Source organism: Rhizobium sp. BK456 (assembly GCF_014194045.1).
GTDB classification, from domain to species: domain Bacteria; phylum Pseudomonadota; class Alphaproteobacteria; order Rhizobiales; family Rhizobiaceae; genus Rhizobium; species Rhizobium redzepovicii.
In genome coordinates this window covers 121,145-133,944 of the sequence record NZ_JACIAO010000014.1, presented here as the reverse complement: position 1 = coordinate 133,944, position 12,800 = coordinate 121,145, and the positions used below count along the sequence as shown (strand labels likewise).

Sequence of the window (12,800 nt, the reverse complement as noted above, 5' to 3'; positions counted from 1 at the left end):
GGATTTCCCCGCCGTTTTCATTTTGGGAGAACAGCTGATGACGGCGACCGTACGCCCGCTGGAACCATCCGACCGCGCCGCTTGGGAAACCCTGTGGGAGGCGTATCAGCGCTTCTACGAAGTGGTCATCCCACCCGAAACCACCGATCTCACCTGGGGCCGCTTCCACGATGCCAGCGAACCGATGCATGCGCTCGGCGCCTTCGATGGAGACGGCCGCCTCGTCGGCATCGTCCATGCCATCTTTCACCGCTCCTGCTGGCTGCCGCAATGGACGTGCTACCTGCAGGATCTCTATGTCGAAAACAGCCAGCGCGGGCTCGGTACCGGCGCCGCGCTGATCGATGCGGTCGCCGATCTTGCCCGTCAAAACGGCGCAGGCAGGCTTTATTGGATGACGCATGAAACGAATGCCACGGCGAGGCGGCTCTACGACAAGATCGCCGAGCGCTCAGGCTTCATCCAGTACCGCAAGGCTCTTTGAAGATCGGGGGTTGCACAAAGACCTCCCCGCGCTATTGATTCCGAGCGACGCAACAGGAGGAGGATGTCATGACCGAAGAATTGGTATTCTACACGAACCCGATGTCACGCGGCCGCATCGCGCGCTGGATGCTGGAGGAAATCGGTCAGCCCTATCGCACCGAACTCCTGACCTTCGGCGAACGCATGAAGGCGCCGGAATATCTGCGCATCAACCCGATGGGCAAGGTTCCGGCGATCCGCCATGGCAACACCGTCGTCACTGAATGCGCGGCGATCTGTGCCTATCTCGCCGAGACCTTCCCCGAAAAAGGTTTGGCCCCCAAGCAGGAAGAGCGCGCCCGCTACTACCGCTGGATGTTCTTTGCCGCCGGCCCGCTGGAATCGGCGGTGACGATGAAGGCGCTCGGCTTCGAAATTCCAGCAGAACGCCTCCGCATGGCCGGCTGCGGCGGTTTCGGCGACGTCATGAACACACTCGAAATGGCCGTCTCCGGCTCGACCTACGTCGCCGGCGAGCGCTTCACCGCCGCCGACGTCTATGTCGGCTCGCATATCGGCTGGGGTCTCGGCTTCGGCAGCATCGAAAAGCGCCAGGCCTTCGTCGATTACTTCGGCCGCATCAGCGAACGTGAGCCCTATAAGCGCGCCAATACGCTGGATGATGAGGCCGGCAAGACGATGCAGGCCGCCTGATCGTCATCGCCGCGCCCCTTACTTGGCCGCGCCGGGATGTCAGCCCTCAGGCAAGCGGCATATGGATATCCGTCATCAGCTCGGTCGGCGGCACGTCGCGCGGGTTGTTGAGATATTCCTCGAACATGACGCTGTCCTTCAGTTGCCGCCCGGATTTCGGCAGCCACTCCGCATAGAGCCACTGGTAGGCCTTGTGCATGTCGGCATAGGGGCCTTTATGGCGCAGCACGGCGTAGTCGCCGCCGTCGATCGTGCGCCGCTCGAACGGCGCTTCGGCCGACCCCGCGGAAACGCCGGTGACGCAGGCGATCGAGCGCAGCTGTTCGGCCGGCACGATATCAGGATCGTCGAGATAGACACCGATCATCCGCATGTCGGGCCTGGCGAGACCACGCGCGTAAAGCGTGCCGAACAATGTTTCGAAGGCTTTGCCGATCTCCATATAGGAGCCGGCATGGGCGACACCGATCAGTTCGGTGGGTGCGATCTCACGTATGGTAACGTCGAACATGGCTTTGATCTTTCCGTTAGGTGAGGGTTGGAAGGCTGTGTGGCTTCCCTCTTTCCGATAGCGTGCCGGCGGCATGCCGTAGACCGACTTGAAAATGCGGTTGAAGGATTGGAGATTGGGATAGCCTGATCGCTTCGCAATCTCACGGACGGCAAGCTCCGTGCGGACGATTTCGCCCGCCGCGCGATGCAGCCGCAGCCGCTTGACGGTGGCCGCCAGCGTCTCGCCGTAAATCGCCCGATAGATCCTGTGCCAGTGATAGCTGGACATGCAGGCGATCTCGGCCAGGCGCGCCATATCCAGCTCCTCGTCGAGGTGGTCGTGAATATAAGCCGAAACCCGTCTCAGACGGGTTTCATAAAGTGCCCATGCCGTTTCCCCGTTCATGTCAAACCTCCTGCAAATCGATCGGATGCAACAAAGCATAGCCCGATTTGACAAATCCTGCGGACTTGCCGGCTCCGGAGCGCCAAAGTTCAAGAGAGCCTTATCCTTGCTGACGTGCCGAGCAGGTGCCTCGAAGGACGAGGCGGGTACACCGGCATCACGCCAACGTCCCTCATTCCTGTGCTCGTCACAGGATTCCATTCACGGCGCGTCCGCGCCGTGAATGAATCAGTACCGAAAGAAAAAAGATCTTTCGCGCCCAATGACTTGGGCGCACTGGATTCGTGTGACAAGCACAGGAATGAGGGAGGAGAGCCGACGTAACCCGGCAGCTTAGCCCGCGAGTGCTACGGCCACCGCTTCGATCGCCTCGTCGGCCTTCGAGCCGTCGGGGCCGCCGGCCTGGGCCATGTCGGGGCGGCCGCCGCCGCCCTTGCCGCCGAGGGCGGCCGAGGCGACGCGCACCAGATCGACAGCACTGAAACGATCCACGAGATCCGGCGTCACGGCGACGACCGCACTCGCCTTGCCGTCGTCGGAGACGCCGATCAGCGTCACGACGCCGGAGCCGATGCTGGTCTTGCCGTCATCGGCAAGCCCTTTGAGGTCCTTGGGATCGACGCCCGATATCGACTTGCCGAGGAACTTGACGCCGGCGACTTCGCGCACGGCATCGGCCGAGCCGCCCTGCCCGCCGCCCATGGCAAGTTTGCGCTTGGCGTCGGCCAGTTCCCTTTCGAGCTTGCGGCGCTCGTCCATCAACGCTTCGACACGCGACAGAACCTCCGAAGGCTGAACCTTCAGCGAGGCAGCCAGCGTCTTCACGCGATCGTCCTGCTCAGCCAGATATTCGCGCGCCGATTCACCGGTCAGCGCTTCGATGCGGCGAACCCCGGCGCCGACGGCACTTTCGCCGAGAACGCGGATCAGGCCGATCTGACCGGTGGCCGACACATGCGTGCCGCCACAAAGCTCGACCGAGTAAGGCTTGTTGCTCTTTGCGCCATGAACGCCTGTGCCCATCGAGACGACCCGCACTTCATCGCCGTACTTCTCGCCGAAGAGCGCCATGGCGCCTTCCTCGATGGCGTCGTCGACGCTCATCAGCCGGGTCGTGACAGGAGAATTCTGCAGCACGATCTCGTTGGCCATATCCTCGACGATCTTCAGCTCCTCGGTCGACATCGGCTTCGGATGCGACACGTCGAAACGCAGGCGCTCGGGCGCGACCAGCGAACCCTTCTGGGCAACATGGGTGCCGAGCACTTCGCGCAGCGCCTCGTGCAGCAGGTGTGTTGCCGAGTGGTTGGCGCGCAGCCGCGAACGGCGGGCGTGATCGACGGTGAGAACAACCGCATCGCCGCTCTTGAATGCGCCTTCGACAACGACGCCGGAATGCACGAAGAGGCCTTCGCCCTTCTTCTGCGTGTCCGATATCTCTATTCTGCCGTGGTCGGACGAAATGATGCCGGTATCGCCCATCTGACCGCCGGATTCGCCATAGAACGGCGTCTGGTTCACGACGATCTGCACCTTGTCGCCGGCCTGGGCTTCTTCAGCAGCAGCCCCGTCCTTGACGATCGCCTGCACCACGCCTTCGGCGGTTTCGGTGTCGTAACCCAGGAATTCGGTTGCCCCGTTCTTTTCCCTAAGCTCGAACCAGATGGTTTCGGTTGCCTTCTCGCCGGAACCGGCCCAGTGCGAACGGGCTTCGGCCTTCTGGCGCTGCATGGCATCGGTAAAACCGGAGATATCGACGCCGATCTCACGGGCGCGCAAAGCGTCCTGCGTCAGGTCGAGCGGGAAGCCGTAGGTGTCGTAGAGCTTGAAGGCGGTCTCGCCGTCCAGCATGTCGCCCTTGCCGAAATCCGTGGTCGCATCCGACAGCAGCGACAGGCCACGCTCCAGCGTCTTGCGGAAGCGGCCTTCTTCGAGTTTCAGCGTCTCCGAGATCAACGCTTCGGCACGCACGAGTTCCGGATAGGCGCGGCCCATCTCCTGCACCAGCGTCGGCAGCAGCTTGTACATCAGCGGCTCCTTGGCGCCGAGAAGCTGGGCGTGTCGCATGGCGCGACGCATGATACGGCGCAACACATAGCCGCGGCCTTCATTCGACGGCAGCACGCCGTCGGCGATCAGGAAGGCCGAGGAGCGCAGATGGTCGGCGATGACGCGGTGGCTGGCGCTGCCCTCAGCCTTGGCGCCCATCGTCTCTTCGATGGCGCCGATCAGCGTGCGGAACAGGTCGGTGTCGAAGACGCTCTGGACGCCCTGCAGGATGCAGGCCATGCGCTCTAGACCCATGCCAGTATCGATCGACGGACGCGGCAGCGGATTGCGCACGCCGGGTTCGATCTGCTCGAACTGCATGAAGACGAGGTTCCAGAATTCCAGGAACCGGTCGCCATCCTCCTCCGGCGAACCGGGAGGGCCGCCCCAGACGTTCTCGCCCTGGTCTATGAAGATTTCAGAGCATGGGCCGCAGGGGCCGGTATCGCCCATCTGCCAGAAATTGTCGGAGGTCGGGATGCGGATGATCTTGTCGTCGGACAAGCCGGCGATCTTCCTCCACAGCGTCGCGGCTTCCTCGTCTTCGGAATAGACGGTGACCAGCAGGCGATGTTTCGGCAGATCGAAACCTTCGGTGACGAGCTTCCAGGCAAGCTCGATCGCATTCTCCTTGAAATAGTCGCCAAACGAAAAGTTGCCGAGCATTTCGAAGAAGGTCAGGTGGCGGGCGGTATAGCCGACATTGTCGAGGTCGTTATGCTTGCCGCCGGCGCGCACGCATTTCTGCGAGGTGGTCGCCGTGGAATAAGGGCGTTTCTCCAGGCCGGTGAAGACGTTCTTGAACTGCACCATGCCGGCATTGGTGAACATCAGCGTCGGGTCGTTGCGCGGCACGAGCGGGCTCGACGAGACGATCTCATGACCGTTCTTCTTGAAATAGTCGAGGAATGTCGACCGGATATCGTTCACACCGCTCATGCTATGCCCTTCAATGCTGCCGGAGGCAGGTAAATCTAAATCCATCGGCTTTTAACGTTCACCTCCGCCACTGTCCAGCAGACAAACAAAACCGGCCGCATTCTGATCAGGGAATGCAGCCGGCTTGGATTTTCAAAGGGACTGGCGGAAAACCGATCGCGAAAATCACATTTCCGCGGCAGCGTCACCATCATCGGGATCCGGTCCGCCGTTCTGCAGGAAGCGGTCGGCGATCAGGCCGGCATTCTGGCGCAGCGACAGCTCGATCTCACGGGCGAGATCCGGATTGTCGCGCAGGAAGGTCTTGGCGTTTTCGCGGCCTTGGCCGAGACGCTGGCTGTTATAGGAGAACCAGGCACCGGATTTCTCGACGATGCCGGCCTTGACGCCGAGATCGACCAGTTCGCCGGTCTTGGAAACGCCCTCGCCATACATGATGTCGAATTCGACCTGCTTGAAGGGCGGCGCCATCTTGTTCTTGACGACCTTGACGCGGGTCTGGTTGCCGATCACCTCTTCGCGCTCCTTGACCGCGCCGATGCGGCGGATGTCGAGGCGCACGGAGGCGTAGAACTTCAGCGCATTGCCGCCGGTTGTCGTCTCAGGCGAACCGAACATGACGCCGATCTTCATGCGGATCTGGTTGATGAAGATCACCATGGTGTTCGACTTGGAAATCGAAGCCGTGAGCTTGCGTAGCGCCTGGCTCATCAGGCGCGCCTGCAAGCCGGGAAGACTGTCGCCCATCTCGCCTTCGATTTCGGCGCGCGGCGTCAGTGCGGCGACCGAGTCGACGACGAGAACGTCGACGGCGCCAGAGCGCACGAGCGTATCGGTGATTTCGAGCGCCTGCTCGCCGGTATCGGGCTGCGAGATCAAAAGGTTCTGCAGATCGACGCCAAGCTTGCGGGCATAGACGGGATCGAGCGCATGTTCGGCATCAACGAAGGCGCAAATGCCGCCCTTCTTCTGCGCTTCGGCAATGGTCTGCAGCGCAAGCGTCGTCTTACCCGAGCTTTCCGGCCCGTAAATTTCGATGATACGGCCCCTCGGCAGACCACCAACGCCAAGTGCGATATCGAGGCCAAGCGAGCCGGTCGAGATCGTCTCGATCTCGACAACATTCTCGTTGGAGCCGAGTTTCATGATCGAGCCCTTGCCGAACGACCGCTCTATCTGTGAGAGTGCCGCTTCAAGCGCTTTGCTTTTGTCCACCGATTTGTCCTCTACCAGCCGCAATGAATTCTGAGACATCCGATCCACCTTTAGGTTATTGAAGCCGCCCAAGCAATGTCGAGTTTGTACCCCATTTGTTCTATTCCCGCAATAGGCGATCAAACGATTGAAAGAAAAAGGTAAAACAGCCTGTGTTCTATATTTGTTTTATCGATGCAAAGCAACGGCTTAGGCCTTATGCACCGGCTTTGCCGCAGCTGCTAGCACCGTCTCGATTCGCGCTTCGGGCATCGGAAGGCGGTTGAAATGAAGAAAAAGATTCTTGTTCTCGGCGGCGCCCATATCGACCGGCGCGGCCGGATCTCCGGCGAAACGGCGCCGGGCGCCAGCAATCCCGGCACCTGGTTCGAGGAGCCGGGCGGCGGCGGCTTCAATGCGGCCCGCAACCTGGCAAGGCTCGGTTTTCAGGTGACGATGATTTCGCCACGCGGCGGCGACCCCATCGGCGAGATGGTCGGGGAAGCCGCCGATTTCGCCGGCATCGACGACCGGCCTTTCGTGTTCCTCGACCGCAAGACCCCGAGCTATACGGCGATCATCGAGAAGGACGGCAATCTGGTGATCGCCCTTGCCGACATGGATCTCTACCGATTCTTCGTGCCGCGGCGTCTCTCCATCCGCTGGGTGCGCGAAGCTTTCGCCGCCCATGATCTCATTCTTTTCGACGCCAACCTGCCGGAGGAGACGATCGCAGCGATCGTTGCCAAGGCACATTCCCTGGCGAAGCCGGTCGCTGCGATTGCCATCTCGCCGGCCAAGGTCGTCAGGCTGAAACCGTGCATCGCGGATATCGACTACCTGTTCCTGAATGAAGCCGAGGCCGCTGCCCTTGCCGGTGAACAGCCGGAAGACGCTGCCGGCTGGCCGCCGCTTCTGAACCAGATCGGCATCAGGAAAGCCGTCGTCACCCGCGGCCGCCGCGAGCTCGTGGCACTTTGCGAGGGCCGCGCCGTGACGCTGCAGCCGCCGATCGCCGACACGGTCGCCGACGTCACCGGAGCCGGCGATTCTCTTGCGGCCGGCACGCTTGCCGCCCTGATGCTCGGTCTGCCGCTCGAAGAGGCCGTTCGCCACGGCACGGCTGCCGCAACGCTCACCGTGCAGTCGCGGCACGCCGTCAACGAAAATCTGACGCCGGATCTCTTGAATGCGGCGCTTGCCCTTGTTCCCGAGGTCAGAATTCTGCATTGAAGCCGCTATATTAAATAGTCGAGCATGAGGTGCGAAAACCGCTGACACGCTTCGGCATCATGCTCATCGACGACAGGACAACATCATGACCAAGCCCATTTCGCCCCTTCTGCCGATCGCCTATTCGAAAGAGGTTGCCAGCGCCAAGCAGCGCGGCGCGCCGCTGGTGGCGCTGGAATCGACCATCATCACCCATGGCATGCCCTATCCCGGCAATATCGAGATGGCCCGCAGCGTCGAGACGATCATTCGCGAACAGGGCGCGGTGCCGGCAACCATCGCCGTCATTCATGGCACGCTGCATATCGGCCTTGAAGCCGGCGAACTGGAGCAGCTTGCCAAGGCGACCGAAGTGATGAAGGTATCGCGCGCCGATCTCGCCTTCGCGATCGCCGAGCGCCGCACCGGCGCCACCACGGTGGCCGCGACGATGATTGCCGCCGCCCGCGCCGGCATCCGCGTCTTTGCCACAGGCGGCATCGGAGGCGTGCACCGAGGCGCCGAGGAAAGCTTCGATATATCGGCCGATCTCGAGGAACTCGCCCGCACCGGCGTCATCGTCGTCTGCGCCGGCGCCAAGGCGATCCTCGACATTCCGAAGACGCTGGAAGTGCTGGAAACCCGCGGCGTTCCCGTCGTCACCTATGAGAGCGAAGAATTCCCCGCCTTCTGGTCACGCGCCTCGGGCATCCGCAGCCCACTGTCGCTGAACAGCCCGGCCGCCATCGCCAATTTCCAGACGGTGCGCGAACAGCTCGGCATCGACGGCGGCATGCTCATCGCCAATCCGGTGCCGGAAGCCGACGAGATCGCCCGCGAAGAGATGGAGATCTACATAGAGCGGGCACTCGACAGCGCCGAGCGCGACGAGATCACGGGCAAGGCGGTGACGCCTTATCTGCTCTCGACCATCTTCGATCTGACGGACGGCCAGAGCCTGAAGACGAATATTGCGCTGGTCGAGAACAATGCGCGGCTGGCGGCTGAGATTGCCGTGGCGTTGGGCGAGTGAGGCCTACGGGGCAGGCCGGAATCGCCTTGCCAGACAGCTGCTGCCGTTCCAGCCCCCTCTGCCCTGCCGGGCATCTCCCCCACAGGTGGGGAGATTGGCTAGACGCAATGGCTTCCCCAAACAATTGGCGTCGCAGCTCGCCGGAACGTTGATGTGGCGAGAAGGTTCCGCCGCTTGTGATCTCCCCACAGGTGGGGAGATGCCCGGCAGGGCAGAGGGGGCGGCCGCGGCACGCCCTGTCTACTAAGGCGATGCCGGCTGCCCTCACCCGTCCAGCGTCTCCTTCACCACCACAGCTAATTGCTTCAGCGAAAACGGCTTCGGCAAAAACCCGAATTTCGCGTCCGGCGGCAGGTTCCGGGCAAAGGCATCTTCGGCGTAACCCGAGACGAAGATGAATTTCATGTCGGGATAGGTCTTGCGCAACTCGCGCAGCAGCGTCGGGCCGTCCATCTCGGGCATGACGACGTCGGACACGACGATGTCGACCTTGCCTTCCAGCTCTTCCAAGATGGCGAGCGCCTCGACGCCCGAGCCGGCTTCGTGCACGGTATAACCGCGCGTTTCCAGCATGCGCTTGCCGCCGCGGCGCACCGCCTCCTCGTCTTCGACGAGAAGGATGACCGCCGATCCCGTCAGGTCCTCCGGCTGTTGCGCCGTTGGCGCCTCCGGCCGAATGCCGATCTCGGCGACGGCGCTGTCGATCGCACCCGCTTCCGCGGCCACCGCCGGCTCCGGGATGTGGCGCGGCAGGAAGACCCGGAAGGTCGTGCCCTTGCCGACTTCGGATTCCGGCTGGATATAGCCGCCCGATTGCTTGACGATGCCATAGACCATGGCGAGACCAAGCCCGGTGCCCTTGCCGACATCCTTGGTGGTGAAGAAGGGCTCGAAGATCTTGTCCATGATTTCGGGCGCGATACCGGTGCCGTTGTCGGCGACTTCGATCAGCACCATGTCCTCAGCCGGCATGTAGGAATAGTTGAAGGCGGAGACCTCGGAAGCAGTCAGGTTTCGGGTGCGCAGCGTCAGTGTGCCACCCTCGGGCATGGCGTCGCGCGCATTGACGCAGAGATTGATCAGCACCTGTTCGAATTGCGAAAGGTCGGTTTTGACGGGCCAGAGGTCGCGGCCATATTGCACGTCGAGCTTGACATTGGTGCCGGAGAGCAGCCGGTCGACCAGCATGCGCAGGTCGCCGACGACATCGGTGAGGTTGAGCACCGAGGGCCGCATCGTCTGCTTGCGCGAGAAGGCGAGCAACTGGCGCACCAGCGCCGCGGCGCGGTTGGCGTTGCGCTTGATTTCCATCAGGTCGGCAAAGCTCGCATCGGCCGGCCGTGCCTGCAGCAGCAGATGGTCGGAGGAAAGCAGGATCGCCGTCAGCACATTGTTGAAATCATGCGCGATGCCGCCGGCGAGCGTTCCGACGGCATTCATCTTCTGCGTCTGCGCCATCTGCGCTTCCAGCGCCTTCTGCTCGGTCACCTCGACGGCGTAGACGATCGCCGCCTCCTCGGGCGCCTCGTCGCTCTGGTCGATGACGGCGTTGACGTAGAAACGGAAATAGCGCGCTTCGTCGGTCGGCGTGCGGGTATCGAGGGGCGCAATGTCGCCCTGCCGGTCCTTGGCCGCTGCCAGCGCCTCGGCGAGTTGCGGCCGGTCGCTTTCCTGCACGATGGTTTCGAGATGCGGCGCCTTTTCGAGATCGTCGCGCGAGACGACGCCGGAGAACATCTTCAGGAACGGTGCGTTGGTCCGCAGGATGCGCCCCTCCCCGTCCACCGAGGCGATCGCCATCGGCGTATTGTTGAAGAAGCGGGTGAACCGCATGGCGGCGGCCGAAGCGGACTGGCCGCCCGCCTCGCTCTTTTCACGCCCCAGCACGATCGTCCGGCTTTCGCCGGGTGCGCCGTCGCGCATCGAGGTGACGCTGTGGATGATCTGCACCGGCAGGCTCTGGCCGTTGGTCTTGCGCAGGTCGAGATCGAGCGTCACCGTCTTCTTCAGGCCGGGTTCGGCCTGCACCGACTGGATGAGCGCCAGCCCCTCGCCCGCCACCACGTCGCCGATGGTCATCGAGCCCGGCACGAATTTGGTGAGATCGAGGCCTAGCCACTCGGCAAGCGTGGCGTTCAGATAGAAGATCTCGCCCTTCCTCCCGGCTGAGAAGAAACCGGCCGGCGCATGGTCGAGATAGTCGATCGCGTTCTGCAATTCCTTGAAGAAGCGCTCCTGGTCGTCCCGCTCCGTGGTGATATCGGTAATCTGCCAGATCTGCAGCGGCTTGCCGCCGTTTTCCTCCGGCTGCAGCAGCCGCGCCTTCAGCCGATACCAATGGGCGCCTGAGCTGTTGCTGCCGGGGCCGACGGCGCGCAGCAGGCGGAATTCCTCCCGGCCTTCCTTGCCCTCGCGCAGGCCGTTGACCAGCCGATAGAGCGCCTCATTCGATTCGCGGTGGCGCGACAGCAGGCTTTCCAGCGTCTGCACCTCGGTCGCCTTGCGCGCGCCGGTCAGCGCACCATAGGCGGCGTTGGCATATATGATCCGGCCCTTTTCGTCGGTGATCAGCGTGCCGTCGGGATGGCTGTTGAGGAAGGCGCGCGCCAGGCTGTCGGACTGACGCTGCGGCATCACCTCGATGAAGCCGATGACCGAGGATACCAGGAAGAAGATGCCGACCATGGCAAGCACGCCGAGACCGCCGAGCACGATCTCATTGTCGAGCGATCTCTTGAAGACGACGAAGCCGCCGGCGGCTGCAATCAGCACAAGGGCCAGCAGAAGAATGCGCAAAACCGTGCCAGAACGCCCCCCACGATCCACAAGCGGTGCGTTATAATCGTCGGCCTGACGCGGTTTCGTCATGTATTCCTCACATAAGTCCCTCCAGCTTCGTAGCACGAACACGAAGCGGGAATCAGGCACTCTTTCCTTCTTAGCAATTTGCCGCGTTGGCAAAAACACCGGTGGTCGGCAAGACTGCTTGAATTCACAGGCAACAGCGCCATCTGCCCCTGAACCCTGACGCGGCCGACCGTGCGCAACATCGGCGAGCGCCCAATCCGCGGAACACGAAAACGCGTTCTCCCGTGACTGGACAGCACCGGCGGCCCTTGCCTAAGGAACGGAAAAGTCGTCAATATGTGCCGAATATGAAATGGAGTGAGTGACTATGTTGGATGATGTTGTCGGAGCTTATGGCAGCCGTTTTCTGCTTGCCGCCGGTGGCGTCGGTCTGGCGCTTCTCCTGCTCATCCTCGTGCTCTGGGTGATCCGCAGCCGGGCGCCCTCGCCCTTCGTGCGCGGCGGCCGCAACCGCCAGCCGCGTCTGCAGGTCCTGGATGCCGCCGCTGTCGATGCCCGTCGCCGGCTGGTGCTGGTGCGCCGCGACGACGTCGAGCATCTGATCATGATCGGCGGCCCGAGCGATATAGTCATCGAAAGCCGTATCCTGCCCGCAGCGGCCGAACAGCCGGAAATCGCCGGCCTTCCACAACCTGTCGAACAGCGTCCAGTATCACCCCCGGCGCAGCCGGAACCGTCCCCCGTTTCTCCGCCCCGCGCTGCAATTGCAGCTCCGGCCTCACCGCCTGCCGCAGCCCGCGTCGAGCCGGCCGCCGAGCCTTCCTTCTCCGCACCGGTTTCGCCCGAGCCGCGCCCGCGCCCCGAACCGCAGGCCCAGCAGGCCGCAGCACCGCCGGTGGCGACCAGCCCTCTTCCGGCAAACCGGGTGATAGCGCCCCTGTCGGCCGAACGCGACATTCCTCCACCTGCCCCACCCCAGCCGCGCCCGCCGGAGCGTCCTGTTGCTCCCCCGGTCGCGCCCGCAGCGTTCCACGATACCGCAAGTGCGGCCGAGATCCTCGATGCCGCCCGTCTGCGCGTGCTGCCGCAGCAGCGCATTGAACCCGAGATCTCCGCACCGCCTGTCCAGCACATGCCGCCCGCCGCCCCCGGCCCAGCCGAAGACGATGCGGCTGCGCAATCGGCAGCGGCGACCCGCCATGATTTCCAGCGGGTGCTGGAAGAGGAGATGTCGAACAATCTGACGGCCGAACGCATCGTGCCGGCGCCGGCAAACCAGGCCCCCCGCCAAGCCATACCGCAGCCGCAGCCGAGCAACCTGCCGCGCCGCGATCCCGACCTCGCCCCAATCACCGGCGCCGATACGGAACTGCAGAAAGAAGTCGCCCGCATCTTCGGCGAAATGAGCGTCAATCGCGACAAATGAGGGCAAAGGCCCCCGCGTCACGCCGGGTTGCCGCGCCCTCTCCTTCACCATGAAGTTGCACA

At 63.0% G+C, this 12,800-nt stretch carries 9 protein-coding genes; 5 read left to right on the top strand and 4 right to left on the bottom strand.

Annotated elements, in window-relative coordinates; translation table 11 throughout:
• The first annotated feature begins 37 nt into the window (after window positions 1-37).
• Both FHX03_RS30280 and FHX03_RS30275 read left to right on the top strand, forming a co-directional pair.
• Window positions 38-484 (top strand): GNAT family N-acetyltransferase, encoded by a 447-nt coding sequence (locus tag FHX03_RS30280; protein WP_183856772.1) that lies wholly within the window; start codon window positions 38-40, stop codon window positions 482-484.
• A gap of 68 nt (window positions 485-552) precedes the next feature.
• On the top strand, window positions 553-1,179 hold the full coding sequence (locus tag FHX03_RS30275; protein WP_183856771.1) for a glutathione S-transferase family protein: 627 nt from the start codon (window positions 553-555) through the stop codon (window positions 1,177-1,179).
• A 46-nt stretch (window positions 1,180-1,225) separates the two neighbouring features.
• Here FHX03_RS30275 and FHX03_RS30270 read toward each other — a convergent pair whose 3' ends face one another.
• The 3 genes from FHX03_RS30270 to recA all read right to left on the bottom strand — a co-directional run bounded on the left by FHX03_RS30270 (window position 1,226) and on the right by recA (window position 6,319).
• Window positions 1,226-2,077 (bottom strand): GyrI-like domain-containing protein, encoded by an 852-nt coding sequence (locus FHX03_RS30270; protein ID WP_097628588.1) that lies wholly within the window; start codon window positions 2,075-2,077, stop codon window positions 1,226-1,228.
• Window positions 2,078-2,410: 333 nt separating this feature from the next.
• A complete protein-coding gene (gene alaS / locus FHX03_RS30265) occupies window positions 2,411-5,065 on the bottom strand; it encodes an alanine--tRNA ligase (RefSeq protein WP_183856770.1) in 2,655 nt (884 codons plus the stop codon).
• A gap of 165 nt (window positions 5,066-5,230) precedes the next feature.
• On the bottom strand, window positions 5,231-6,319 hold the full coding sequence (gene recA, locus FHX03_RS30260; RefSeq protein ID WP_003586201.1) for a recombinase RecA: 1,089 nt from the start codon (window positions 6,317-6,319) through the stop codon (window positions 5,231-5,233).
• 228 nt (window positions 6,320-6,547) lie between these two features.
• On the opposite strand from recA, the gene FHX03_RS30255 reads away from it, so the two are divergent.
• Both FHX03_RS30255 and FHX03_RS30250 read left to right on the top strand, forming a co-directional pair.
• Window positions 6,548-7,492, top strand: a complete 945-nt coding sequence (locus tag FHX03_RS30255) for a carbohydrate kinase family protein (protein ID WP_183856769.1) — start codon at window positions 6,548-6,550, stop codon at window positions 7,490-7,492.
• Between the two features lie 85 nt (window positions 7,493-7,577).
• Window positions 7,578-8,504 carry a pseudouridine-5'-phosphate glycosidase gene (locus FHX03_RS30250; RefSeq protein WP_054183126.1) on the top strand — a complete coding sequence of 309 codons (927 nt, stop codon included), beginning with the start codon at window positions 7,578-7,580 and terminating at the stop codon, window positions 8,502-8,504.
• A 264-nt stretch (window positions 8,505-8,768) separates the two neighbouring features.
• Here the strand turns inward: FHX03_RS30250 and cckA are convergent, their stop codons facing one another.
• The gene (gene cckA, locus FHX03_RS30245) at window positions 8,769-11,372 is read right to left on the bottom strand and encodes a cell cycle histidine kinase CckA (RefSeq protein ID WP_183856768.1); all 2,604 of its coding nucleotides are present in this window, start codon (window positions 11,370-11,372) and stop codon (window positions 8,769-8,771) included.
• Between the two features lie 307 nt (window positions 11,373-11,679).
• Here cckA and FHX03_RS30240 point away from each other — a divergent pair, with 307 nt between their 5' ends.
• On the top strand, window positions 11,680-12,738 hold the full coding sequence (locus FHX03_RS30240) for a flagellar biosynthetic protein FliO (protein ID WP_183856767.1): 1,059 nt from the start codon (window positions 11,680-11,682) through the stop codon (window positions 12,736-12,738).
• Window positions 12,739-12,800 lie beyond the last annotated feature (62 nt).

What these genes read in the sequence shown, in the direction of transcription:
- recA (WP_003586201.1), bottom strand. Translation starts at nt 6,319, where the DNA reads ATGTCTCAGAATTCATTGCGGCTGGTAGAGGACAAATCGGTGGACAAA.
- cckA (WP_183856768.1), bottom strand. Translation starts at nt 11,372, where the DNA reads ATGACGAAACCGCGTCAGGCCGACGATTATAACGCACCGCTTGTGGAT.
- FHX03_RS30280 (WP_183856772.1), top strand. Translation starts at nt 38, where the DNA reads ATGACGGCGACCGTACGCCCGCTGGAACCATCCGACCGCGCCGCTTGG.
- FHX03_RS30240 (WP_183856767.1), top strand. Translation starts at nt 11,680, where the DNA reads ATGTTGGATGATGTTGTCGGAGCTTATGGCAGCCGTTTTCTGCTTGCC.
- FHX03_RS30275 (WP_183856771.1), top strand. Translation starts at nt 553, where the DNA reads ATGACCGAAGAATTGGTATTCTACACGAACCCGATGTCACGCGGCCGC.
- FHX03_RS30255 (WP_183856769.1), top strand. Translation starts at nt 6,548, where the DNA reads ATGAAGAAAAAGATTCTTGTTCTCGGCGGCGCCCATATCGACCGGCGC.
- alaS (WP_183856770.1), bottom strand. Translation starts at nt 5,065, where the DNA reads ATGAGCGGTGTGAACGATATCCGGTCGACATTCCTCGACTATTTCAAG.
- FHX03_RS30270 (WP_097628588.1), bottom strand. Translation starts at nt 2,077, where the DNA reads ATGAACGGGGAAACGGCATGGGCACTTTATGAAACCCGTCTGAGACGG.
- FHX03_RS30250 (WP_054183126.1), top strand. Translation starts at nt 7,578, where the DNA reads ATGACCAAGCCCATTTCGCCCCTTCTGCCGATCGCCTATTCGAAAGAG.